The sequence below is a fragment of the Vibrio sp. 10N genome (assembly GCF_036245475.1).
Taxonomy (GTDB): domain Bacteria; phylum Pseudomonadota; class Gammaproteobacteria; order Enterobacterales; family Vibrionaceae; genus Vibrio.
In genome coordinates, this window is record NZ_BTPM01000002.1 from 1,513,657 (window position 1) to 1,539,393 (window position 25,737).

At 43.4% G+C, this 25,737-nt stretch carries 21 protein-coding genes; 6 read left to right on the forward strand and 15 right to left on the reverse strand.

What is annotated here, in order from left to right; all coding sequences use genetic code 11:
* Nucleotides 1-93 precede the first annotated feature (93 nt).
* Genes AAA946_RS22860 through rhaB (AAA946_RS22880) form a run of 5 tightly spaced genes read right to left on the reverse strand, consistent with a single transcriptional unit; the run spans nucleotide 94 to nucleotide 5,304 of the window.
* Entirely contained in the window at nucleotides 94-1,467 is a 1,374-nt protein-coding gene (locus tag AAA946_RS22860; protein WP_338167038.1) for a sulfatase-like hydrolase/transferase, read from the reverse strand.
* 47 nt (nucleotides 1,468-1,514) lie between these two features.
* The gene (gene rhaM, locus AAA946_RS22865; RefSeq protein ID WP_338167039.1) at nucleotides 1,515-1,829 is read right to left on the reverse strand and encodes an L-rhamnose mutarotase; all 315 of its coding nucleotides are present in this window, start codon (nucleotides 1,827-1,829) and stop codon (nucleotides 1,515-1,517) included.
* An 11-nt stretch (nucleotides 1,830-1,840) separates the two neighbouring features.
* Nucleotides 1,841-2,653 (reverse strand): rhamnulose-1-phosphate aldolase, encoded by an 813-nt coding sequence (rhaD, locus tag AAA946_RS22870; RefSeq protein WP_338167040.1) that lies wholly within the window; start codon nucleotides 2,651-2,653, stop codon nucleotides 1,841-1,843.
* Nucleotides 2,653-3,918 carry an L-rhamnose isomerase gene (locus AAA946_RS22875; RefSeq protein WP_338167041.1) on the reverse strand — a complete coding sequence of 422 codons (1,266 nt, stop codon included), beginning with the start codon at nucleotides 3,916-3,918 and terminating at the stop codon, nucleotides 2,653-2,655. Before AAA946_RS22875 ends, rhaD begins: the two co-directional genes overlap by 1 nt.
* 12 nt (nucleotides 3,919-3,930) lie before the next feature.
* Complete coding sequence (rhaB, locus tag AAA946_RS22880) at nucleotides 3,931-5,304, reverse strand: rhamnulokinase (protein ID WP_338167042.1); 1,374 nt, start codon at nucleotides 5,302-5,304, stop codon at nucleotides 3,931-3,933.
* Between the two features lie 696 nt (nucleotides 5,305-6,000).
* Here rhaB (AAA946_RS22880) and AAA946_RS22885 point away from each other — a divergent pair.
* Nucleotides 6,001-7,500: a BNR-4 repeat-containing protein gene (locus tag AAA946_RS22885; RefSeq protein WP_338167043.1), complete on the forward strand. Its 1,500-nt coding sequence runs from the start codon at nucleotides 6,001-6,003 to the stop codon at nucleotides 7,498-7,500.
* A gap of 73 nt (nucleotides 7,501-7,573) precedes the next feature.
* Here AAA946_RS22885 and AAA946_RS22890 read toward each other — a convergent pair whose 3' ends face one another.
* Together AAA946_RS22890 and AAA946_RS22895 are read right to left on the reverse strand one after the other, a co-directional pair.
* Nucleotides 7,574-7,831, reverse strand: a complete 258-nt coding sequence (locus AAA946_RS22890; protein WP_338167044.1) for a hypothetical protein — start codon at nucleotides 7,829-7,831, stop codon at nucleotides 7,574-7,576.
* A 380-nt stretch (nucleotides 7,832-8,211) separates the two neighbouring features.
* On the reverse strand, nucleotides 8,212-8,904 hold the full coding sequence (locus AAA946_RS22895) for an oligogalacturonate-specific porin KdgM family protein (protein WP_338167045.1): 693 nt from the start codon (nucleotides 8,902-8,904) through the stop codon (nucleotides 8,212-8,214).
* Nucleotides 8,905-9,207: 303 nt separating this feature from the next.
* On the opposite strand from AAA946_RS22895, the gene AAA946_RS22900 reads away from it, so the two are divergent.
* On the forward strand, nucleotides 9,208-9,804 hold the full coding sequence (locus AAA946_RS22900) for a DJ-1/PfpI family protein (protein ID WP_338167046.1): 597 nt from the start codon (nucleotides 9,208-9,210) through the stop codon (nucleotides 9,802-9,804).
* A gap of 96 nt (nucleotides 9,805-9,900) precedes the next feature.
* On the opposite strand, the gene AAA946_RS22905 is transcribed toward AAA946_RS22900, so the two are convergent.
* Together AAA946_RS22905 and rhaB (AAA946_RS22910) are read right to left on the reverse strand one after the other, a co-directional pair.
* Nucleotides 9,901-11,409, reverse strand: a complete 1,509-nt coding sequence (locus tag AAA946_RS22905) for a BNR-4 repeat-containing protein (RefSeq protein WP_338167047.1) — start codon at nucleotides 11,407-11,409, stop codon at nucleotides 9,901-9,903.
* A gap of 165 nt (nucleotides 11,410-11,574) precedes the next feature.
* On the reverse strand, nucleotides 11,575-12,951 hold the full coding sequence (rhaB, locus tag AAA946_RS22910; protein WP_338167048.1) for a rhamnulokinase: 1,377 nt from the start codon (nucleotides 12,949-12,951) through the stop codon (nucleotides 11,575-11,577).
* A 337-nt stretch (nucleotides 12,952-13,288) separates the two neighbouring features.
* Here rhaB (AAA946_RS22910) and AAA946_RS22915 point away from each other — a divergent pair, with 337 nt between their 5' ends.
* On the forward strand, nucleotides 13,289-14,248 hold the full coding sequence (locus tag AAA946_RS22915; RefSeq protein WP_338167049.1) for an AraC family transcriptional regulator: 960 nt from the start codon (nucleotides 13,289-13,291) through the stop codon (nucleotides 14,246-14,248).
* 164 nt (nucleotides 14,249-14,412) lie between these two features.
* Here the strand turns inward: AAA946_RS22915 and AAA946_RS22920 are convergent, their stop codons facing one another.
* From AAA946_RS22920 to AAA946_RS22930, 3 genes are all read right to left on the reverse strand, one after another.
* The gene (locus tag AAA946_RS22920; RefSeq protein WP_338167050.1) at nucleotides 14,413-15,579 is read right to left on the reverse strand and encodes a hypothetical protein; all 1,167 of its coding nucleotides are present in this window, start codon (nucleotides 15,577-15,579) and stop codon (nucleotides 14,413-14,415) included.
* A 192-nt stretch (nucleotides 15,580-15,771) separates the two neighbouring features.
* The gene (locus AAA946_RS22925; RefSeq protein WP_338167051.1) at nucleotides 15,772-16,629 is read right to left on the reverse strand and encodes a nuclear transport factor 2 family protein; all 858 of its coding nucleotides are present in this window, start codon (nucleotides 16,627-16,629) and stop codon (nucleotides 15,772-15,774) included.
* A 112-nt stretch (nucleotides 16,630-16,741) separates the two neighbouring features.
* Nucleotides 16,742-17,620: an AraC family transcriptional regulator gene (locus tag AAA946_RS22930; protein ID WP_338167052.1), complete on the reverse strand. Its 879-nt coding sequence runs from the start codon at nucleotides 17,618-17,620 to the stop codon at nucleotides 16,742-16,744.
* 124 nt (nucleotides 17,621-17,744) lie between these two features.
* Between AAA946_RS22930 and AAA946_RS22935 the strand changes: the two genes are divergently transcribed.
* A complete protein-coding gene (locus AAA946_RS22935) occupies nucleotides 17,745-18,581 on the forward strand; it encodes an AraC family transcriptional regulator (RefSeq protein WP_338167053.1) in 837 nt (278 codons plus the stop codon).
* A gap of 99 nt (nucleotides 18,582-18,680) precedes the next feature.
* Nucleotides 18,681-20,021, forward strand: a complete 1,341-nt coding sequence (locus AAA946_RS22940; RefSeq protein WP_338167054.1) for an MATE family efflux transporter — start codon at nucleotides 18,681-18,683, stop codon at nucleotides 20,019-20,021.
* Nucleotides 20,022-20,041: 20 nt separating this feature from the next.
* Here the strand turns inward: AAA946_RS22940 and AAA946_RS22945 are convergent, their stop codons facing one another.
* Complete coding sequence (locus AAA946_RS22945; protein ID WP_338167055.1) at nucleotides 20,042-20,941, reverse strand: LysR family transcriptional regulator; 900 nt, start codon at nucleotides 20,939-20,941, stop codon at nucleotides 20,042-20,044.
* 107 nt (nucleotides 20,942-21,048) lie between these two features.
* On the opposite strand from AAA946_RS22945, the gene AAA946_RS22950 reads away from it, so the two are divergent.
* A complete protein-coding gene (locus AAA946_RS22950; RefSeq protein WP_338167056.1) occupies nucleotides 21,049-23,067 on the forward strand; it encodes an alkyl/aryl-sulfatase in 2,019 nt (672 codons plus the stop codon).
* A 65-nt stretch (nucleotides 23,068-23,132) separates the two neighbouring features.
* Here the strand turns inward: AAA946_RS22950 and yegD are convergent, their stop codons facing one another.
* Both yegD and AAA946_RS22960 read right to left on the reverse strand, forming a co-directional pair.
* Nucleotides 23,133-24,485: a molecular chaperone gene (yegD, locus tag AAA946_RS22955; RefSeq protein WP_338167057.1), complete on the reverse strand. Its 1,353-nt coding sequence runs from the start codon at nucleotides 24,483-24,485 to the stop codon at nucleotides 23,133-23,135.
* Nucleotides 24,486-24,651: 166 nt separating this feature from the next.
* Entirely contained in the window at nucleotides 24,652-25,452 is an 801-nt protein-coding gene (locus tag AAA946_RS22960) for an acyl-CoA thioesterase (RefSeq protein ID WP_338167058.1), read from the reverse strand.
* Nucleotides 25,453-25,737: the final 285 nt, after the last annotated feature.

Below are 25,737 nucleotides of genomic sequence, written 5' to 3' on the forward strand. Positions count from 1 at the left end.
CTTTTAGCATACTAGCGATAATTTACGCGATGGCTATGCCGCTAAAAACTATGCTTCTAAAAACCAGGCTTCTAAAAACCAGGCTTCTAAAAACTAGGCTTCTAAAATTTTAGGTTTCGTTCCTTCAATGCGATAGATCTCGTCAAGAAGTAGTTGTCTTAGTTTCTCTTTAACCGGTTTCAAATCCTCGTTAGCAACTAGGTTTTCTAACTGATTAGGATCGTCTACAAGGTTATATAAGAACTCTTCTTGATAAACTGCACTTTCTTTCTCAATCAAGCCACTTTGGTCCGGAGCCGATACCGAGTATGTCCATGTATCAGTACGAATGGCACGGCCAATTTGTGACTCACTGATCTGAATGAAGCTCACATTGTCCTTCTTCGCACTATCAATGTACAAATCTTGCAGCGGTTGACCTTGCATGTAGCTCGGTACATTGATTCCTGCAGCCTTAAGCAGAGTCGGAACAACGTCGATAATACTCGCGTGATCGTCAATCACCTGACCCGCTTTCGCTCGTGGATCGTAAATCACAAATGGAATACGGATCGAAGAATCGTGGCATGAGCGCTTGTATTCGCTGTTTCGTGTCTTGAAGTGAGAACCGTGATCACTCAGATAGATGATGACCGTGTTGTCATCTAATCCTTTATCTTTCACTGCTTGGCGGATTTTACCCACGTTTTGGTCTAGGTTGTGACAACACCCTAGATAGTCTGGGTACTCCTCAGCCCAATCACCATCAACAAATGGTTCTAGATCGCCAGGCACCTTGAAGTTACTCCACTTCTCTTGCGAGCCATGTGGGCCTTCGTAGGTTTTGCGATCATTCTGATGATGCGGCTCTAGGTAAGACAAGAATAAGAAGAACGGCTTCTCTTCCTGGTAATTACCGATGTAATCGGTAGTTAAGTCAGTCAAAAAGTCTGCACGATACACATCTTCATCCCAGCTTACCTTGTTGCCATCGATGTCAAACATGTGCCCACCGTAGCCATGTGAAGTACCCTCTAGAATATCTGATGCAACCCAGAAGTCTTTATACCCACCGCGATATTGTTTTGGTATTGCTGTGAAACAGTTATCGATCGTTTCACCTGAACTCTCTGTTGGTGCTGCTACAACAAAGCCTTCATGAGCGGTGTTGTTTGAGGCTAGGTGCCACTTACCCACGTAACCGACACTGTATCCCTCATCAGAAAGAAAGTGAGCTACAGTTTTTTGACCTTGAGGAAGAATGATGTCATTTCGGAAGCAACCTGTTTCGGTTGGATATAGCCCCGTTTGCATTGTCGAACGTGTAGGGCCACATACAGGGTTAACTGTAAATGCGTTCTCGAACATGACACCATCGCGTGCAAGCTCATCGAGATTTGGGGTCACAGGCAATTCCTGACCGTAACAACCTAACGTATCCCAACGCTGTTGATCGCTAAAAATTACAATGATGTTCGGCTTGTTCATATTTACCTCTTGATACTTATTTATTTCATAGCTTTAGCTGATCGTTATTACGCTAGATAAAACATCTCGGTTAACTCTGTCGACTTTGGACTGCTATCAGGGTTCGTCTCCATGATATCTTCCATATAACGCCACCATTCCTGACAAGCATCTGTTTTTGAAACATTGTTCCACTTCTCTATGGATTCTAACTCGACATAGCCAAACAGACAACCGGTCTCCTGGTCTAGAAAGATGGAATAGTTGTTTGCTCCCGCTTCTTTAAGCACCGCTACTAATTCAGGAAAGACGTTGTCATGACGCTTTTTGTATTCTTCAAACTGACCCGGATTAACTTTGAGTTTAAACGCTTTTCTAATCACCTAACGCCTCCTCAAGCCAGTGCTTTTTCATTCAACGTAACGTTGAATGCAGACTCTAGTTCTTTAAATTCTTGCGGTTGAATAGTCTGTCGCTTACCACCCATTGCAAGAACTTTAACGAGTATCTCAGCAGCCTTCTCTGCCGTATCCATCAAGCCAAATGCTAGGCTTAGATCTTCTGCAGAACAGAACGTGCCATGGTGAGCCCAAATAGCGACATCGTACGTTTTCATCAACTCACTCGTGTGCTCTGCGATAGCGCGGCCACCAGGTACCATCCACGGAACAATACCCACACCGGCAGGAAATACCACCGGACACTCGGTCGCCATTTCCCACAATTCACGGGTAAATATCTCAGCTTCAAGTGGCAAGACAAAAGTAAGCGCGATTAAGTTTGTCGTGTGAGAATGCATAACGACTCGATGCGCACCATCCGTAGCGTCAAACTTAACTGAGTGGTTCATAAGATGTGCAGGTAGCTCACTCGTCGGCTTCGCGTTGTTAATAAGCCCCCAGAGAATTCTGTACTGAGTACCATCTTCTGATACTTGGATAATTCCCGCATTCTCTTCAATACACACTTCTACGTTTCGAAAGTACTTACCGCTACCTGTGACGATAAAGTATTCATTGGCGAGATTCGCGACCGTCACGCCGATGTCCGCCCATTGCGATGCCTCATCAAAAAATGGACGAGCCAGTTCGACTTCGGATTCAGTCAAACGGTAGGACAAATTACCACCATTACGCTCATGCCACCCTTTTAGCCAGGCATCCTGGGTCGTTTTTTTAAATTCTTGTATAAATGCTAACTTATCCATTATTTGCCTCGCTTAAACAAAACGTCTTGTTCGTATAGTTCGACCGCTCTAAACCAATCTTCGTTTGCTGGTACATCGTTTGACTCACAGAAGTAGTTCCAAATATCACCCATTGGGTAGGTTTTTAGCTCTTCCATTAGAACTAGGCGCTGAGTGAAATCACCTTCATTTTGCAACTCAGTCAACTTGTCATGCGGCATCAGCATGGCTTCAAGCAGTGCTTTTTGCATATTGCGTGTGCCCAATACCCAAGCGGCTACGCGGTTGATGCTGGCATCAAAGAAATCTAGGCCGAGGTAAACGTTATCCAAGCTATCAGTACGAACTAGCTCTTTTGCAATTTCTCTAACTTCATCGTTTAGCGTTACGACATGATCACTGTCCCAACGAACAGGGCGAGTCACATGCAAAGCAAGCTCATCTTGATAAAGCAACATAGATGAAATCTTGTCAGCAACTGACTCCGTCGGGTGGTAGTGGCCATTGTCTAACAAGCAAAGTTTATTGTTCGCAATCGCGTACCCCATATAAAACTCGTGCGAACCAACCGTGTAGGATTCAACACCAATACCGAATACCTTTGACTCTACTGAATCCTTGTTGAACTGTTCGTCAACGTCTACTGCGAAGATCTCATCAAGTGATTCTTTGAGGCGCTGGCGCGGTTCTAAGCGATTGCTTGGGGTATCTTTATAACCGTCTGGAATCCAAATGTTTGTTAGACAAGTTTGATCTAACTCCTTGCCGAAGTATTCGCCAATCTTACGAGAAGCGATACAGTGCTTAATCCAAAAATCACGGATCTCTTTATCAGGGTGAGAAAGCGTCAAACCTTCACTCGCGTTTGGATGAGAGAACAGGCTTGGGTTAAAGTCTAAGCCGAGGTCACGCTCTTTCGCCCATTCAACCCAGCCAGCAAAGTGCTCTGGCTTCAACTCATCGCGATCAACCGCGACACCATGTGTTTCTGCATATAAGGCATGGAGGTTAATTTTATGTTTACCTGGGATAAGGCTCAGAGCCTTGTCTAAGTCCGCACGTAACTCCTGAGCATTCGTCGCTTTACCTGGGTAGCTACCAGTAGCGGAGATACCGCCAGACAGTTCATGAGCCGCTTCCTCGAAACCTGTAACATCGTCCCCCTGCCAGCAGTGAATAGAGACTTTAACGTCTTTCAATTTATCAAGCGCAGCATCAACATCAATGCCCCATTTAGCGTAAAGTGATTTACTCAGTTCGTATCTATCTTTTAAACTCTGTTCCATGATAATTCCTAATTAAATGCTGTTTCTAATATAATTTTTTGCTTGTTTTAAATGGGCAACCTCACCCATGGATAACATTTGTACAATGATATTTCCCATTCCAGTCGCCTCCACTGGACCGACAATAATTTCTTTGTTGGTTTCCTGTTCAATAAGTTCGTTCAACAACTGATTCTTGCAACCCCCGCCAATAATGTTGACCTTATCTACCGTTTTACCGGTAATACTGACAAGTTCTTCAATATACTGGCCATAAGATTTAGCTAGACTTCGATAAACACACATACAGACTTCACCCGTTGTTTGGGGGATGTCTTGTCCAGTTTCTTTGCAATAATCGCTGATTTCTTTAATCATATTTTCGCTGACAAAAAAGCGTTCATTGTTGACATCGATGACGGATTTAAAATGGTTCGCCTCTCGAGCTAGATCAGCAAGCTCTGCGTAGGAGTACTTATAATCCAACATCCTTGAAACTTCTTGAACTATCCAAAGTCCCATGATGTTCTTCAAAAATCGAAATCGCTTGTTGTATCCACCTTCATTGGTGAAATTACTTTCAAGAGAAATATCGGAGATAATCGGTTTTTCAAGCTCTGTACCTAATAGTGACCAGGTTCCGGAGCTCAGGATCACGCCATCATCGTTTAGATCGAGAACACTCGCGATAAATGCAGATGCGGTATCGTGCGTTGCTGGCAACACAACTTCACAGTCAAATCCGACTGCCTCTTGTACTGATGGCTTCAGATTGCCAAGACGATGACCAGGATATTGAGGCTTAGCGAAAATATCTTTACTAATGCCGCATACTTCCAACAAGTCTTTATCCCAATCATCACTATCAACATTCAACATTTGAGTCGTGGTTGCATTGGTATACTCATTGGCTTTCACACCGGTTAGGAGATAATGAATATAATCAGGGATCATTAAGAAAGAGCACGCTGCTTGCTTATTGTTTGAATCCACAGAGCTCATCTGATACAGAGTGTTAAACCCCATAAACTGAATGCCCGTTTTACGATATATTTCACTTTGTCCAACTTGACTGCAGACCTCATTCATAACACCTTTAGTACGACTGTCCCGATACGAAACTGTATTACCAATAACGTTGTCGTCACTATCTAGAAGGACAAAATCGACACCCCAGGTATCAATACCGATGCTTTTAGGTATTTTCCCCAAGAAAACACATTGCTTTAGCCCCCTAATAATATGGCTAAATAGCTTGTCGACTTCCCAACATAACTGGTTATCGACAGATGTGAGCTTGTTTTCAAAACGGTATATTTCTTCAAGCACTATTTGTTCATTCTCAATATGACCTAATAAGTGCCTTCCACTAGAAGCACCTATATCGATTGCCAAAAAGTAATTCATAACTATCTCCCAGTGTTTGAATTAATCATACAAGAAACAGCAGCAGGCAAAATGCGCTAAATTGCCCTTAATGGTGTCATTTTTTGCAGCCCAAACCTCCCTTGATGTTGCATTGTTTTTTAATTAATATCAGTAACTTAGAGGTTAGTTTTAGCTACCTTTTATCGTTGACAGTGTTAGAACAGGTCTCAGTGCTTGGAACACCTAAAGGGAAGAGACTAGAAGATCGGTTATCAATAACACTAAAGGCGCATAGCAAAATAATCAGCGGAAATGATTACTCTCAAGGAACTTATCGTTAAGAACGAACAACAGATTGAAGCAAAAAAAAAACCAGTTACCAATTTTGGTAACCGGTATACTAGAATCACCGTAAACGAGGGAGTTCATTCAGGGCTCAAATAACACATTGAGCCATGGCGAATGTTTATGTTAGTTCAAGTTATCTTCGCATACTATAACTGTTTTCTGCCAAACACATGATTATCTTTTGCCAAATAATCTCACAATCATCACTCCTTTTAGACGCACTGATTTAGTGCAATTATTGCCTTTTTAATACCCAAAAATAGACATAGAAACCGACAAGATCAGAATCTAACATCAGTTAATGTTTACCTACAATTCGTTGTCGATCTTTAATTAACAATCTTTGGATTAACTAGTCACGCAATAATTATTATATAAGGAATTTAGATGAAACCTACCAATGAAAACCCATTGCCTCAACAAATCATTAAAACAAAATTACCAAAGTTTAGGAAAACAGTGCTGGTACCCGCCATGATGCTCACACTAGGTACCATATCATTCAGCTCTTTCGCGGATAAGACGGTGCCAAATAAGGGCGAGATGGCTGACTACTTTGCCAATAACGGGTTTGGAAACTCTCTCGCATTAGTCCAAGCTCCAGCGGGAATACATGAGAAAGGAGTCACCTACCTCACTTACCAAGGCGATCTCGAAGACCCCTATGTGGTGTCCTACAATCACAAAACCAAAGAGTGGCAAGGTCCGATCAAAGCGGGCTTTAGTGAGTTAGGTAAGGATAACTATTGGGCACCATCTGGCCGTGCCATCGATAACCACGGTAAGCCAACCATGATTATTGATGATCTGGGCTACCTCCACATTTTCTTTGGTGGGCATGGCGGCAGTGCACGACATGGTGAAAACCCGCTGGGTGATGTTCATGATGGCAGAAACAAGCACATTGTTTCTAAGAAACCCCACGACATTTCTGAGTGGGTAGAGCTTGACAACATTCCTCCATTTGGCAACTACAACCAAGCAGTGAAAATGGACAACGGTGACATATACCTGTTCTATCGTCACGGTGCCCATGAGAGTGACTGGGTATATCAAAAATCAACAGACCACGGTCGCACATTCGAAGCACCTATATCATTCCTCAAACATAAGGAACGTGAAGACGTTGATGCTGTTGATAGCTGGTATGCATGGGCAGTAAAGGGGCAGGGAGATGATATCGTCATTACTTACGATTACCACCTGTGCTGGAAAACTCATGCTAATAACGGCAGAGGACACACCACAGAACGCCACAATACCTACTACATGATTTTCAATACCAAAGAAGGAACATGGCGCAACGTCAAAGGTGAAACATTCGAACTGCCAGTAACTCGCGAACTCGCCGATGAAAAAACACTCGCTTTGGATACCAAAGATAAATGGACCTTCAATGGTTCTGTTCATTTGGACCAAGATGGCAACCCACATATTGGTACAAATATTGGTGTCGATTTAGGTGTTAAAAAGACAGGCGGACCAAAACAGACTTCTCACATTCGCTGGACGGGCGAAGAATGGGTAGGCGGAAATCCAGTCAACCCTGCAGCAGTGAACTGGGGCGTTGATACTCGCGGTGATTTCTTTATTTCATCACCAGAGAAAGTAACATTTGCGTTGGGCTATAAAGAGAAAGGAGATGGTGTCGTTGCCTACTTTACTTCTGAAGATGGCGGCCAGACATTTGAAAAGAGCACAGAACTATTGCGCAGAGCGAAGTCTGGTTGGGCAATGTCCGCCATGATTAGCAATGCTCACCCTGATGCTCGACTGTTTGTCGCCGAAAAAGCCAAGGGAGAGAAACAGTGGCGTAAAATGTACCTCCTTGGAGATAACGGTCCAGTTAAAAGATCACTGAGCGCAGCAAACACCCGAACTGAATAAAAGCGATAAATAAGACCTCAACTCCCTTAACTAAGGAGAGTTGAGGTTTTTTTTGACCCTGGCAATCTAGACATTAATCCGTACCCATATCTATGATCAAATCTAAATCGTAGTCATATTTAGCCTCTAAACTCAGGTTATTACATTCTGCTGAACTCAGGCTCCAAGATTCATTCTCTATTCTGGCTCGCATTTCATCAAGGAACTGTACTTGGTCTTGCGTGCTATTCGACGCTATAGCAACACCATATGCCTCACAGACATCTTGGTCTGTCATTGCATAGACACTTAATGACATACAAACTGAAACTACTGCAACAATAACTTTCATGGTTTTCTCCTCATTTCAATGACTGGTCTCACAAATAAACATAGAACAAGTCACACTTTAAGCAAAAGATATTTTTAGATTCCATCAAATATGGCAAAAATAAACACTTTATAGAACTAATAATAACTATACATTATAGAAATGTTAGGAAATAAGAATAGAAACTCTGTCGTCTTATGAAAAACTCATGTTCACAGATTGTGTAGAAGACATTCGTCAGTAACAAACTAACATATTGTTAAGGGCAATTTATATAAAAGACCATTTCAATATTTTTTATGTTGTTGATTTATTAAAAATCAGGCTATCAAATGATAAGCCTGATCCAATCTAAAACCTGATTAAGTCGCCAGCCAATAAGAGACTCGACGTTTACGAAGCTAGAAGCTATACAAGAAACCTAGCCTTGTACGAAGCTGATAGTCTTCTGAACTATGGTGCACAGGAACGCCGGCAAAAGTAACAAAGGGAGTCCAACCTTTGGCAATTCGATAATATGCTTTTAGCTCAAGCTCTTGCTTAAACCCATTCCCATTATAGTACTTCTGACCATCTAGACCTTTGTGGTAGTCATACTGGAGACCCAGGCGCAGCTTGTCTAAAGCATAGTTTAGGTTGACTTGATATTGGCTCTTTTCAGACGTGCTCTCGCCTTTGCTATTCGGTGTTTGACGCACAAAATACTCATGCTTATATTTAAGCTCCGTAGAAAATCCCCCTCCAAACTTATAAACAAAGCCAAGTTGCGGTTTCCAACCAATACCACTCGCTGTCGCGGTTGCTTGAAGTTGAGGAATGAGTCTTATTGTATCATTCACATCATAACGGTAGCCAAGCTGCACTTCACTACTAGACAATGCATAAGTGCTCAGTGTCTCCCCTTTGTGCACAGCTTGCACCCCGAAAAAGGTTTTTCCCGCACTACCACCAGCTTTGATCAAAGTAGCATTTTTTTGTTCCGGTTTAAAAGGATCAGACAAGTGCTCTTGACGAACCATTAATACACCTGAAAAGACAGAACTACTTAAGAGAGAGGATACAACTGCTAGTGTTATTAGATTAACTTTTTTCATTTATCAATTCCTTGAACTTATTATTTTTAGCCAAGTTTATTAATTTTCACTCTCGGCGTGATTAAAAATCTGTTTTTTAAACATATTAATTTTTGCAGTTATTGACGTTTAGTTTAAGATTAATCTTTGTTAACAAACGAGACAATTTCTGCACAAGGAACAGAAAAAACCATTATATTGTATTACAAGCCCACGCGCGCAACATATGATACCTAGTTCGGCAAAAAAAATTATTGAATATGGTCAGGACAATATAAATACTAATCGTTATTTGATTACATTTCACAAAGAAGGTGATACAACATGAAAACAGTTGCGATATTATTATGCAATGGATTTGAAGAAGGCGAGGCAATTAATGTTGTTGATATATTGCGTCGTTTGCAGATTTCAGTCACCCTATTGTCTTGTGAACTTGAGATGACACTCACATCCTATCATGGCGTAGAGGTCGTGGCGGATGAACTGTTCGCTGACAATATTGAAACTAACTATGAAGCTGTCATTCTTGTGGGTGGGCCGCCTAATACAGACAAACTCGGTAACGATAATACAGTAGTTCATTTCATTAAGAGGCACATAGACAAAGGAGCTTACATAGCTTCCCTCTGTTCTTCTGGAGCTAAAGTCCTAGCTAAGAATTCACTACTAGGCTCCCACCGTTATGTGTGTTGTGGTGATTTTTATTTAAACTATTCCGATGGCTTATACATCAATCAACCCGTCGTAATTGATGGTCAGTTTATATCCGGTCAAGACTATGGTTACACCATCGACTTTGCATTCGCAGTAGCAGAGATCCTCTTGGGAGATGCGAGAACAAGGTCAAGTGAGATGAGTGATGTAGATTGGGTTGCAGAGCATATTAACTACCGTCGATTTACCGACTATTGGCTTTAACAATAGTTGAGAACCTTTAAGTTTTTCCACAATCAATAATATGAAAGAAGCCAACAAGAACAGCATCCTATTGGCTTCTTTTTATATCGCTTTCAATTAAAGATCTAAATCAATAACTTGTAAATAAAGCGGTCGAGAGTTTCCTTGCGAACGTTCCATTAGGTAGTAATACAATTTACCATCTTTGATATGAACCTTACCATGGCTAAACTTTCTGTCTGACTGAGACTCATATACTCGCTCGAACTCGTTGGTACCGCCTTTTGCTTTTTCTATATATGGCTTACCATCCTTATTCAAACCTATGATGTAAATATTATCACCTGCAGTGTATATATTTGAAGCGCCTACAAAATCTTCAGAAATAATAAACTCTTTTTCACCTGCAGGTTTATAGGAGTGTAAATGAACCATTTCAAAGTCTGAGCGCTTGTTGTCTCTGGACTTAACACGGCTGATCATGTGTATATCGCCGTTCTCTGTCACTGTCCAATCAAAGTTTTGCACTATGTGTACCGAATCTTTCTCAGTATGCGAAATATAGTCGCCAGGCTCGAACACTTTAATTTCGTCAGAGTTCACTAATGGGAAACTCATGCTCTCACCCTGATGGTTCTTCCACTGACCATCGCCATTGGGACTATCAGAATATGCGTAATAAACGCCATTCTGGTAAACGAATTTATCTTCTACATTAGCGCGTTGTTGGAAACCAACACGAAGCTTGCCGTTAACGTACTTCATGCTGCCATACAAACCCCAGTCATACGCGTTGCCATGAGACTTGGCATCTAGAACATTAAACTGTTTCCAGTCCGACCAATGACCCTGCTGCGCATCATAGTGAGCAAAAACATAGCCGCCGTTGTTGTTACCACCCTTGCGCATATATACCAGTAGTGTTCCGTCATCGTTGGTATAGAAAGTCGGATAAGTTAGACCATGATAGCTATCATAATCAATCTTGCCACTAAGAGTTAAGTGCTTGTAATCACTAACACCTTGGCTAAGTGGACTACGATCTTGTACAAATTTTTCAAGCGTGAAGTCTTTATCAGCAACTTCTGCGGCGCCTGGCACACTGTATGAGTAGCGGAAGTAGTCTTCGCTAAATGAGCCATCCGAAGGTCTATCTGTTCCATAGGCATGCATATCATAAAGTAGATGGATGGTGCCATCGATTGGACTTATTTCAACTGCAATAGTGTTATGTGACTCACCGATGTGTGGCTGGTTTAGAAAACCTGTATGTTGATGCGGGAATTCAATGGTTTTTATAGCTCCAGTTTTGGTGTTTAGTCGACTTAGCATTACGTGCCTGTCTTGCTTACCACCACGATACCAAGTCATGAAAACATAATCTTTGTAGGTTTTTACACTGTCTCCATGGGCAGAAATTTGAGGCCCAAACTTAAAGTCATAAACATCAGAGCCATTGTCCTCTGCATGTCGAGCTTTTATTCGACTTCCGTCAAAGTGAAGGGCGCCATCGGTGATTTTCAATTCACTTTCGAGCGAAATTGCAGCATTCGCTACACCAGCAGGTACAAATAACATTGAGCCCAATATAGCGCTCGCACATAAGCTAAATTTAAACTTATTCATTGACATTCCTATCATAGTTATTTTATTTCACGTAAATTTGCCACTCAATTTATATTCATCTATAACCATTCATCATTATAAGTGACGTTATATTTACTTTATCAAGAACTTCAACAACAAAAAACACATACTATTGCAGTAAAAAATGGCAATATTTGCAGTAACCTATACCTCGCTGCATTCAATGATGTTTTTAGCTCTATAAATATCCGAAACTTCTTCCATAGCAATCATCTGGGAAACTATGTTACCTATACCCGTTGCCTCAACTGGACCAACAATTATGTTGCAGCTTGTCTCTTCTTCTATTAATTCATTAAGAAATTCGTTCTTACATCCTCCACCAATAATATTAATTGTTCTAATATCCTGTCCTGTTATTACTGACATTTCATCAATATACTTCTTGTAACAAACAGCTAGACTGCGGTAGACGCATACGCTAACTTCCCCGACCGTAGAAGGTGGTGTTTGGCCAGATTCCCTACAATAATTAACAATTTCTTCTATCATATTGTCGTTTATGAAAAATCTTTGGTCATTGACATCAATAACAGACGTAAAGTCTTTAGCCTCCCTTGCTAGATTAACGAGCTCTGAATATGAGTATCGATGGTCAAGGTTTCGGGACACTTCTTGGACAATCCACAAGCCCATAATATTCTTTAGAAACCGGTAGCGTTTATCTACTCCGCCCTCATTAGTAAAGTTTTTTAGTCTTGACTGTTCACTAACGATTGGCTCTAGTAGTTCCTTACCTAATAAGGACCAAGTTCCCGAGCTGAGAATAACGCCATTATCTTCAATGTTTAAACTACTCGCTATGAATGAAGCCCCAGTATCATGAGTGGGTGGCAGAATCACTTTACAATCAAAGCCCAGTTGGTCAACTAATGCTTGCCTTAGATTGCCGACTTTTGATAGCGGTTGCATAACTTCATGGAATACTTCTTGTTTTAGTCCAACAAAGTCAATGAGTTCCTCATCCCATCTGTTGGTGTCTATGTTATACAGTTGTGTTGTAGTGGCATTGGTATATTCGTTTACTTTTTTCCCTGTTAGCAAGTAATTCAGGTAATCAGGGATCATAAGGAATGACTTGGCTTTGGACTTTACCTCTTCGGAAAGTGTCCGTAACTGACAAATGGTATTAAAGTCCATAAATTGAATACCAGTTTTTGCATAGAGTGTTTCACTGCCAATTTGGTTGCAAATCTCTTTCATCACTCCATTGGTTCGTTTATCACGATAAGACACGGCATGACCGATCATACAATCTTCACTATCCAAAAGGACGAAGTCGACCCCCCAAGTGTCAATACCCAGTGCTTTGGGTTGTTTCCCCTGCTTTGCACACTTTTGAAGACCCGTAATTATCTCAGAGAACAGATAATCTAGATCCCAACAGAGTTGCTCGTCTACTTGATAAATTTGATTGTTAAACCTATGAATTTCTTCCACCTTGAGCCTGCCATTGTCCAAATGGCCTAGCAAGTGTCGTCCGCTTGATGCACCAATATCAACTGCCAAAAAGTAATTCATTACAACCTCCGATGCTTACTGATCGTGTAGTTTAATTGACAATAACTAACCTATAAATACAGAGGTTTGCACTCCAAAACATCATTTTTTGCTCGTTTTCTCGACGACTTTTTCCCCGCATTGTTGTCAGTATCGCGATCGTGACCGACACCCAAAATTTAACCGTTTGCGTTTCCCTATTGTTGACCACAATCACAGTTAAACCGATGGTTCAATTTTTTTTTGATTTTGCGTGTATATTTGAGTTGGTTACAGTTTAAGGCAAATCTTGGTCGTAAGTGAGCCAATGTTTGCATCACACCACATCGTTAGAACCGTGCACTGAATGAGGTTTATTATGGATAGAGGGCTGTATGACTTCATGGAAAAGATGAAGTCCACCAATGTTGAGGAAGAGGGAATCATCCATAAGCAATCTGGTATCGATAATAGTATTTTTACCGACAGATACCGGAACATAATATCCTTTGACAAGGTTTGCCCTTCTGGAAAAATGATTTCTATTAGGAAGCATACACGTTTTATACATTATCCTGAACACAGCCATGATTATGTAGAGATATGTTATGTCCTAAACGGAAAGTCGGTTCAAGTAGTCGAGGATGAAGAAGTGGAACTCTTAACAGGGGATCTCCTGTTTTTGGGACCCGGTGTTACTCACGAAATATATCCGACCGGTGATGATGATATAATAGTAAACTTCATTATTCACAAAAAGTTCTTTAGCTATATCTTCGAATTTATCAATGAGTCTTGTAATTTATCTAACTTCTTTACCGATGTAGTATTCAAAAAATCCGCTACTTCGGCACTTATTTTCTCTACCAAAGAAAAAAGTCGACTTGAAAGCTCCCTTAATGAGATGCTATCAGAACTCGATGGTGATGAGGATTTGATGGAGCCTCGCGTTAAGTTCTTGCTCGGTATCCTTGTCCTTGATCTAACGCTTGAAGAGCCTAAAAGAATTGAAAAAGTATCTTACGACAAAGGTGTTCTCTGTAAAGTCATTACTTATATGGAGAGAAACCTTAGAACAGCCAACTTAAATGAAATCTCTGATCAGCTTAAAATGAAGAACTACAACTTGTCCAAGCTTATTAAAAAAGAAAGTGGAGTGACATTTAACAACCTACTTCGGGAAATAAGATTCAATAAATTCTGTGAAATAATTAAGATTAGGAACATAAGTATTAACGACCTTGCAATAGAGGTAGGCTTTTCGAATACCAGTGACTTCTACAAGAAATTTAAAGCTAAGTTTGGTGTATCTCCGAGAGAGTATCGTAACACCCATTAAATATTATTTTTACTACCCCTCATTGCTGAGGCTTTTTTGACCGGTTTTTTCCAGTCAATTGAGAATCACATCCAAGAAATAATGTGCAAAAGAACGCCCGATATTACATATCGAGCGTTCTTTTTATGTCTCGTAACTTACAGTTTACTGTTCAATGCTGCTTGTCAGATCACCATTTCTTCGGCGATCGATTTTTCTTTCTCAGACGATAGCTTTGTCACCAGTTTCGATAGAGCTTCTACAAAGTAGTAGTCACCATATATAAGCGAGCAATCAACACCCAACCCTTTGGGACAGTTGAACGCCCCTCCTGTTAAGATTCCCTGCTGGTTATCGTCCCCTGCCGTGCAGTAGTTGTCGTAAAGACTCTTGAGGATTCGATTGGCAGCATCAAAGTAATGCGCTTTTTTTGTTTCATCGTCAACAAGCTCAGAGATAAGTAGCATACCGCTCGCAGCACAGGCTGCAGCTGAGGTATCTCTTGGTGTATTTTCATCCCTTGGCGCTCTAAAATCCCAATGTGGAACTGAATCTTCAGGTAACTGGTTAATAAAGAAGTCAGCGGTTCTCATGGCCGCTTCTAGGTATCTTGGCTCTCTCGTGTATTTATAACTTAGTGCACAGCCATGAACCGCCCAGGATGCGCCTCTACTCCAAGCTGAGTCCTCATTGTAGCCTTGACCACCATAGTAACTTTTCACATCGCCAGTCATATAGTCAAACTCAACCATATGTCTTACCGAGCCATCTGGTCGAATAAATTCTTTAAGCACCGTATCAGCATGAGCCATGGCAATCAGTCTGAACCGCGGTGCATCGAGTTGATCCGCAGCCCAGTACAGAAGAGGCAAGTTCATCATACTGTCGATAATACTCAATCCTTTTGGATCTGCAGCACTTACATCATTCTTGTTCCAAGCCGTTAAGAAGCGCCCATTGATGTTAAATCGACTCGCCAGATGACTCGCGGCTCTAAGTGCGCGATTTTTAGAGCGCTCGTTACCAAACAATTCATACTGTTTGATCGAAGTAAGTTGCCACATAAAACCAACATCATGGTGGATATTGACATATTCATCGAGTGGGCCATCCATGGTGTTCTCACGTGCAATGGCAATGTCTTTGAACGGTTGGTAGTGCTCTTTCTCATACAGCAACCACAGCAGGCCAGGCCAAAAACCGACAACCCACGCCCAAGGAGCGTGGGTATCTTCATAACGGCCCTCCGATGTCATGGAAGGAAACTGTACTGAAATGTCTTCGCTAGTAAATTTGACTTTCTCAAACACACTTTTCCAAGCATCATGTGCCCACGTTTTCTCTGAATCCATTGCTATCCCTCTACTTCTTTCGGTGATAATTGCGTTAAGTCTACAGCTCAAATATAGGGGAATCATCATGGAAAAAACATGTCTGTTTTTGGTGTAATCAGGGATGATTTTTGCTCTCGTCAACTTTTGAGTATTGAAAATACCAAGAAGGTCACTGCAAAAAGTGACCCTACTTGCAACAAGTAAGTGTCGCTATTCGAAACCAAACTTACCGTTAGCGTTTTTCCACTCTGACTTAGGTGGAATAACTTGTATCGTATCCCAATGTTCAACGATTTTATCGCTCTCCACTCGGAACAAGTCGTAAAATGCCACATGTTGATTCATGAACTTGCCCTCACTAACGGAAAGAACAAAATTACCTTCACCAATAATTAAGTGGTTCGCGTCGTAAACCATCGGCATACCCGCTTCAGCCAGCGCCTTCATCGCAACGCCTAATCCACTTAAGCCGTCGGCAACGCCGGTGTTGTGTTGAATGTAATCAGAGTCTTTTTCACCAATGAACATGCCAATCTTCGACATGTCTCCTCCCATAAGAATGGTTTTCACAAAGTCCGTGACTAAGGCTTTGTTGGCATCGGTTTTATCTAGGTCTGTGATTTCAGTTGCACCATCAAACTGGGTTCGACCACTTGGATTAGGCTTGGCCACCTCTTGCAGGTTATCCCAGTGCTCAACGATAAGACCATCTTCAAAGCGGAAGATGTCAAAGCCAGCTTTAGGGCCGAAGAAATTGTATTCCGTGTGCAGCGCTACATAATCACCGTCTTGAATAGTGCGAATCACATTCGCCTTCGCGCTGCCTTCGGGAAGCTGCTGTAACACCTCACCAAAGCCTGCCAGCCCATCAGCCACACCCAAGTTATGTTGCGTGTAATTTTTAGGATTGATATAGCCGATGGCACTTTGATCGCCAGTCTCAATACTAGAAATGACGGCAACGGCCTTTTCGCGATTGGTCATTTCTTCTGCGTTTGCAATCGCAGTGACAGATAGGGCTGAGGCGGCTACAGCAGTCGTAGCGAATAGACGAGTAAGCTTGTTCATATTGTTTTCCTCTTGTTGGCTCGCAAACAATAATAGGAACAAGCTCGATGGAATTCCGTGTAGAAGTGAGTCGGAAAATGGTCAATATCGAACCCAAGACACAGGTTTTCGGCTAAATATGAGGGTCGGCGTACTGCTTTTGGAACTGACTTGGCGTCATATCTGTTTGGTTTTTAAAGTACTTAACAAAGTTACTGGCATCTTCAAAGCCAAAATCATAAGCAAGCTGCTGAGTTGTCACACTACTCACCACCAAACGACGTTTCATTTCGATTGTGACAAACGCATCGATCATCTGCTTTGCGGTGAGATCCGTTGCCCGCTTGCAGATCTGATTGAGTGTTTTATAGGTCGTACCGATCTGCGAGGCATACCAATTAGCGTCTCGCGTGCGTTCATAGTCACTTTGTAGGAGATCAAAAAAGCGCGCCAACTTGACGCTTTGCTCCTGTGACAATTTATCGTGACGCTCTTCCGGTCTAAGCCTGTGCAGCATCAACGCAAAGGCAGAAAACAGATACATCACGACCAAAGGATCCGCGTTGTCATGAGATATCTCCTTTAGCACCTCGTCGATAATTCGCTTGGCACTCAGGCAAGTTTCACTATCTAAAGCCAGCACGGGAGAGCGAGACTGATTAAGATGAGTGGGCGTATAGTTAGGCAGACGCATGTTGGCGTGGACTTGATCGAGAAATGCCTGAGTAAATATCACCACCTTGCCGACAGGTTGAGAAGTAAAATCGAAGCAGTGAACCTGCTCGCGGCGCACAAAGACAATACTCCCAGACTCAAATGGGTAACTCTTGAAATCAACCATGTGCTTCCCAGACCCACGTTCGATATACACCATCATAAAGAAAGTGATGCGATGAGGGCGCTGCGGCGAGTGGTCTTTATACTCACGTTGGTACAGCGACTCTAAATCAAAGATTTCGAGCTCTGCCTGATTCGATCTTTTATGGTCAAAACCAATGGTCGGTATCTGCATCCTTCCTCCAAGCATTACTGCCTGTATTTTAGTTAATTTTTACGCACAACGACACCGTACGTTTGGTCGCAATCCGCAATATTGAGTGTCATAATTGAGAGGTGGTGTATTTGGTAAGGTCAACATGAGCAGTAAGATAAACGTTATCTCCCTCCCCAAAGGAAATCCCTGCCAAATAATCGACAGTGCCTTCAATAATGGCGGCGGGATTATTGGTGCTCATCGACATGACTACTTTGAAATCATTTGTTGCTTAGATGATGTTGGCAAACAGAGCATCGATTTTGTGGAGTACCCCAGTAAAAAAGGACGATTTTTCACCATCGCACCAGGTCAAGTTCATGAGACTGCCGAGCTTACTGAAAACTATCGTATGATGATTTTCTCAACCGATTTTCTTGAGAACCGTCCACGCCACCAGCGTATGTTCAATGCCGTGTTTCGCTCTCACGATGACCAACAACCTTATTTTGACACCTCTGATGAAGGGCTTACCTATTTCGAACCTCTGTTTAACCTGCTACTGGATGAGTTCCATCAACCGCAAACCGATTGGGATTTGATTGAATCACTACTTACTAGTTTTTTGCGCTACCTGTTAAGGTTTTCCATCGATACAGAAGACAAAAAGGTGATTAAAGATGCTCGCATGACCAAAGTACTCGGGTTGATTGAACACCACTACCGCTCACAGCGCCACGTTCAGTTTTATGCCGACGAACTGTCCATTACCAGTAAACGCCTCAACGAGCTGACTAAGAAACATGTCGGTAAGACGATCACCCGCCTTTTGCATGAGCGAATCTTATTGGAAGCCAACCGCGACTTGGTGTTTTCCACCAAAACCGTAAAAACCATCGCGTTGGAATTGGGCTTTGACGATCCTTCCTATTTTGGACGCTTTTATCGCGCTCAAATGGGGGAGTCCCCTGCTGAATTTCGGAAACGCACGTCCAAATAGTACCAGATAAAGGGCACTATATCCCTTTCTTAACCCTGTTTTGGTAACGATAATACCAGTAATAGTGTTCTTATTACTTTCTATGTATTTTGGTTATCCATGAGTATAAATCTAAAATCTGATCCGATTCAGAAATCGTTTATTCAGTATTTATTGCCTGCATTATCAGGCATGGTCATCAAATCCATCTTCATCATGGGAGATGCGTGGTTTGTGGGCAAAGGTGTCGGTGCGGAAGGTCTTGGCGCTATTTCATTAACGATTCCGGCTTTCTCTATTTTTACCGCACTGGCCATGATGATTGGTATTGGTGGGGCTGCACTGATGTCGATTGAGTTTGGTAAAGGCAATCTCAATATCGGTCAAACCCTGTTTAGCCAGTCGATGCTCGCGACAGCGATCCTCACCACGATGACTGTTGTATCTGCTTTGATTTGGCTTGATGAGATCATTGCACTCATGGGAGCCAGTGGTTATATGGCGCAGCTCGCGCATGATTACCTAAACGTCATGCTCAAATTCTTTGTGCTCTATGCTCTCGCTTGGGTCATGTCTTGCTTTGTGCGCAACGATACCAACCCAAAGCTTGCCATGTATGCGATGTCTGCGGGCGCCGTGACCAACTTAGTTTTAGACTATTTCTTTGTTTTGAAGTTTGGCTGGGGTATGAAAGGCGCAGCTTACGCGACTGCGATTGCTCAGGGTGTAATCGCGCTAATTCTTCTCACTCATTTCGCCAGACAAAAAGGGCAACTGCGTTTGAGTTTGGAGGGTTTAGGGCTCGATCGTATCGGTCAGATCTTAAAGATCGGCGTTCCGACATTCTTTATCGAGATCACCGCTGCACTGACCATTTTGCTGTTTAACTATGTGCTGCTTAGCCAGTTTGGCGAGAGTCATATCATCGCATACGGCTTAACGGCTAACGTCGGTGTGTTTGCGCTGTTTGTCATCGTTGGAATCAACCAAGCTTGTCAGCCGATCATCAGCTTTAACTACGGTGCCAACAAAACCGAGCGCGTTTACAGCACACTCAAGCTTGGACTGGTTACTTCCATTGGCAGTGGACTATTATTCCTGTCGATTATTTGGTTCACAGCGCAAGACGTGGCACGGTTCTATTTGGGTGCAGAGAGTGAATTGCTAGAGCTTTCCGCTACAGCGCTGCTATTTTTCTTTTATGCCACGCCGCTTATGGGGCTTAACCTGGTCGTCGCCAACCTATTTCAGGCTATTGCCAAACCGAATCAAGCCACCATTATCTCGCTAGCTCGCGGTTTTGTGTTTGTCGCGCTAGGGGTGGTGATTCTGCCTGGCCTGTTCCCGACTAATGGTATTTGGGCAAGCATCCTGTTTGCCGAGGCCGCCACTGCACTAATCAGTCTCGTATTGCTGTTTGCCTTCTTGAGAAGGCAACAGATGACCCTATTGGAAGCATAACGAGATCTGCTCTCTTACGATCAACCTTGAACGTAGGAGAGCAATTTATCACGCAGCCATATATTGGCTTTGCTATTTTGCTCTCTCTTATGCCCCATCAACACATAGTTAACCGGCAACGAGCTAAAGGGTACTGGCAAGATCTGCAACCCAAATTGCTCGGAAAACTGCCTCGCCATGTTTAAACTCGCCATACCAATACTTTCGCTACTCCCAACTAACGCCATTAACGCTAGAAGCGACTCGCATTCTGCGGCGACGTTGCGCGGCTGAATATGCTCTTTGGTAAAATAGTCCACCAGAAAAATCTCTTCGCGGCGCAGTTTGAGTGTGATGTGTTTTTCTTGGTAATACTCCAGAGCACTGATCGTCCCCTGAATTCGAGGATGTTGCTTGCTGGCTATCAGACAAATCTGATCTGAGAAGAACGGCAGGGTAAAGTAGCTTGAAGTCGAAGACTCAGAAAATTCAATCGCTAAATCAGCTTGCCTTAGGTTGAGCTGTTCACGTAGCTGCGCTTCGGTCACGGTCGTCGGAGACAATACAATTTCGCAGTTCCCTAGGCTTTTATCGGCTTCGATTTTTGGCACAAGATTAAGCATCACGGGCTCAGTGGTGTACACCACGAAACGACGCTTTCCTTCAACAGAAAACTCTTGAGCGTCATTCAATGTGTTTTCGATGGCTTCCAATGCCGGTTCTATTTGACGCGCCATCTCATGCGCCAAATGTGTTGGGGCAATTCCTCTACCATCTCGAACAAAGAGTTGTTGGCCTAACTGGTTTTGTAGTCGCTTAAGAGCGCCACTCACACCTGGCTGAGTAAGGTCGAGTACTTCTGCCGCCACAGTAATGGATTGAAAGCGATACACAGTCAAAAATACGCGCATCAGATTAAGATCAAAGTCAGACAGTTTCATATGCATAGCCACTAGTTATGTTTTAACTAAACTTATATGCATGTTTGGTTATGAGTCAAGTCGATATAGTGAACGTGTTTCCTGTTAATACTGTGATGAGGTTTTCTATGCTTCGAGCGCTTACTCCTTCAACTATCGCTATCGCCGTTATGGCGTCATTCGCCGCTAACGCTGACTACGCTGGCCTTGAGGACTACCAAGGTAAACCTGCAAGCTCCCATACGCTGGAGGCCAATCAGGCGCTTGCTTCTACACTACCGTGGCAAGACACGTCTGCATTTGACCGCACCAAACGTGGCCTTATCGCTGAATTTGGTACCCATGCTGCGGGTGAGCTTAAAAACCGATTTGAGTTTATGGCAGAGCTTTCTGTCGATGAGATCCCACCAACGGTCAATCCTTCAATCTGGCGACAAGCTATGCTCAATTATGCAGCTGGCGGTCTTTATGAAGTGACTGATGGTGTGTACCAGATCCGCGGTGCTGATCTCTCCAACATGACCATTTACCGCACCGACAATGGTTATGTGATTCACGATCCTTTGCTATCAAAAGAAGCGGCTGCGGCCTCTTGGGACTTTGCCAAACAACATCTACCAAAAATCAACGGTGAACACAAAATCACAGGCATGATTTACTCTCACATGCACGCGGATCACTTTGGTGGCTCTCGTGGTGTCTATGAGTCTGGTGACTTCAGCGAAGGTGCACCAATCTATGCACCAAAAGATTTCATCAAGGAACTTGCTGACGAGAACGTGATAGCAGGTACTGCGATGGGACGCCGCGCCAACTATCAGTACGGCACAACGTTAGATAACGACGAAAAAGGCATTGTCGACAACGCACTTGGTCTGGGTACATCACGTGGAGAAGTCACGTTGGTAGCACCTACCACTGAAATCCAAGAACGCGAGAAAGTGATCACAATCGATGGTCTTGATTTCCATGCCATCAACATGCCTGGCGCAGAAGCACCAGCTGAGATCGTGCTTTATGTGCCTCAATATCGCTCTCTAAACACTGCTGAGCTGACTTACGACGGTATGCACAATATCTACACCTTCCGCGGCGCTAAAGTTCGTGACGCGCTGGTGTGGACGAAATACCTGACAGAGCTAAAAATGCGTTACGTTGATACGGGGCTTGTCGACAACATCCACGCTGCGCACTCTGCGCCAGTTTGGAATGATGTGAATACGCCACAAAATGAAATTGCCGATTACATGACACTTCAGCGTGACAACTACGGCTTTATTCACAACCAAGCAATGCGTTTAGCCAACCACGGTGTGACTATCCACGATGTAGGGCGCGAAATAGAAAATCTGGTTCCTGAGTCTCAAAAGCAAACTTGGCACACTAACGGTTATCACGGCTCTTACAGCCATAACGCTCGTGCCGTTGTAAACCTATACCTGGGCTATCATGACATGAACCCAGTGAACACCAACCCACTGCAAACACAAGACAAATCATGTGTGTATGTGCAAGCAGCCGGGGCAGATGTTCTATACAACGCAGGCATGGAGCACTTTAAACAAGGGGAGTATCAAGAAGCTTCGCAGCTGTTTAATGACCTGGTGCAATGTGACCCAAACAATGTGACGTACCGCTATGCGCTTGCAGACAGCTTCGAGCAGCAAGGCTATCAATCTGAAACCATGGCTTGGCGAAACTCTTACCTACAAGGTGCAGTTGAGCTTAGAACTGGCGAGATCCAACCTTCTATCAAGTTGGCCTCAGCAGACGTGATTGCCAATACACCAACGGGAATGTTCTTAGACTTCATTGCTGTTAGGCTTAATGCAGAAAAAGCCGAGCAAGCTGGTTTAGACTTTAACTTTGGTTTGTATCATCCAGATGTGGAAGAGCGCTACTACGGTGAAGTGTCTAATGCCAACATGAGTAACATTGAAGTCGATACGCTACCTGAAACCAATGTAGAGCTTATCATCCACAAATCGGATCTTACCCGAGTGGCATTGGGACAGGTTTCGCTCGATGAGCTACTAAAATCAGGTCAAGCAGGTATCAAGGGCGATGCTGAGCTCATAGGCAAGCTCGCGGCTTCACTTGATGAGTTTGATGGCATGTTTGAAATCTTACCTATGCCTAATAAGTAAGACGAATCACAAACGAAAAACCCAGAGCAACGCTCTGGGTTTTGTCTATCTGCGCAGTGGTCTTGTTATCTAAAACAAACATCTGCCCATCTTGCCAATCCTGCTGTAACCGAGCCAAAGTAGTTGCCCGAGACCACTGGAATGTTTGGCAGCACATCTTGCACTGCTTTACGCAGCACAGAAGAACGTGCAGAGCCCCCCGTCATGTAAATCACATCTGGCAAAGTGCCAGCTTGCTGCGCCGCTTCTTTAACTAAGGCTTGAATTTTCTTGGTCGGATTGTCGATCGCCGCCGCCATATCAGCCTGACTGATGTCGATTCCTACATGCTCACTATAAAGATCAAGCATCGCTTTGTACTCAGCATTCTCTTCGAGGGAAATCTTGGCTTTTTCAGCTTCTCGAATCACTGCATAACCCAAGGTTTCTTGATGAAGTGCGATCAAGCGATTCACTTTCGCTGGCTCCAGCGCTTCTTTCGCCAGCAATCTAAGCTCTTTCAAGTTGTCATGCGCGTAAAACTTTCTTTGCGCTTGAACATCGTTAATAGCAATCGGGTTCCAGAATTGGGTAACGGGGATATCTAAGCCCGAATGGCGCTTAGTGCCCATACCAAAGGCGTGCATAAATCGACGAAACGCAATATAGATATCCAAATCGTTCCCGCCGACTAACTGACCCGTGTGGGCGATGAGAGACTGCTGCCTGTCATTTTTTCCAACCCACGACGGTCCCATCTGAATGTATGAACAGTCCGTGGTACCACCACCAATATCGACCACCAGAACATTTTTGTTGTCTGTTAGGGTCGATTCAAACTCTAACCCTGCAGCCACTGGCTCGTATTGAAATTCAACGTCTTTAAAACCAGCACGGTTCGCGGCACGCAACAATATCCCTTCAGCTTGCAAGTTGGAAGCCTCTCCACCGCGACCAAGAAAATTGACCGGGCGACCAATCACAGTTTGCTCTATCGACCGCTCTAAATTCGCTTCCGCTTTACGCTTCACGTTGCTCATCATGGCACAAACCAGATCTTCAAAAAAAGAAAGCTGCATATCACGCAGGCCCTGAGCACCTAAGAAGGACTTCGGTGATTTGATATAATAGACATCTTTCGGGTCTTCCAAATACAGATTCAGCGCTTGTTCACCAAACAGCACGTCGGTTGGAATTACCTCAATACCTTCTTCACGGTTCATCTTAACAGCGCGGCGCAACACCGCCTCACCCACTTCATTTGACGGACGAATGTCTAAACAGCGAAACAGGTATTCCGAGACGGTTTCCGCTGTTGGTGCACAGAGTGTCGACGCAATGAAGCAGTTATCCCCCACCAATGGGACTTGCTCGACGTTACCATTGTTCAAATGTGCAACAGAGCAGTTCGCGGTTCCATAATCAAACCCGATGGCCATAAAAATTACCTCAACACGTGAAAAAGGGCGGCAAAGAATAGCAGCCTTAAAAGGAAGTTCAAGCGCCAAAGCCTAAACTCTATACCTTTAGACGCCTCAAGCATAAAAATAGGGCTACGACTTGCGATCGTAGCCCTATCGGCTTGTTTACACTGTAAAACGAACGTTAATCGAAGATAGCGATACTTTGCCGGCTGACTGCCACGAGATCACCTCGGTTATTCCAAATATTCGCTTGAGCGTGAGCATAACCTTCAGCGGCTTGTCTGGTATGCGACTGATAAGCAAACCAATCTTCCGGCTGGACAGAGCGGTGTGGGTGAATAAATTCCAGATTCCACATCATAGTACTTGCTGGCGCAGGCGTGCTCATCATCTGCAACACACCAGGAGGCCACGCGTCCACCAAACAAATGAGGTGAGCATCAGATATCACTTCCGGTGACACTTTAAATCTCATCCAGCCCCAAGTATGAGAGTCTCGACTACCAGTGAAAGGTAAGTGGCCACGGGCAAGCGCTAGATCAATATGAGAGGTGTAGTTAGGGGCGCCTTGTTCAATAGATGGAAACCTTGGAAGATCATCGGGTAAAGGCATAATGTGATTATCGTTATTTTTCACCACAATATTGGACTCACGGTCAGCGCCAAAGCACCCTTGTTGAAATACCGCTACTTGACCATTTTGCACCAAGCGTGCACTAAGCTGCGACACACTTTTTCCTTCACGAAGCACTTCAACTTCAAACGTAAACGGCACGTCGACCAAAAGAGGTCCAACAAAATTAGTATTTAGAGAACGTAAAACACGCTCTCCGTTAAGATGAGATTGCATCACGGTATACAACAGAGAAGCCGATAATCCACCAAATACCGTACGCCCCTGCCCCCATGACGCCGGGATCGACATATGCTCGCCGCTTGTCGCGCATAGCCTGGCTTGTGCGATTAATTCATCGAAGTGCATCCCTACCACCTTATGTTAACACCTTGTTACTCAACAATAACTGGTCGGATGGGTTGCTGCAAGGGGTGTCACCTATTTTTGTTACATTTCACACACAATCAGCAATAACATTTTGTTATTACCTTAAACAAAAAATTAACCAAATATAATGTCAATATTGGAGTTGATGCTATGAATGTTACCTTGCTGATCGACATGAATAACAGCCTCGAGCGAGGTCGAGTTGCATTGAAAATCTGTGAGGTTATAAAATCGTGAGCAAGAGCGTTAGCTTTGCCTTAGGGG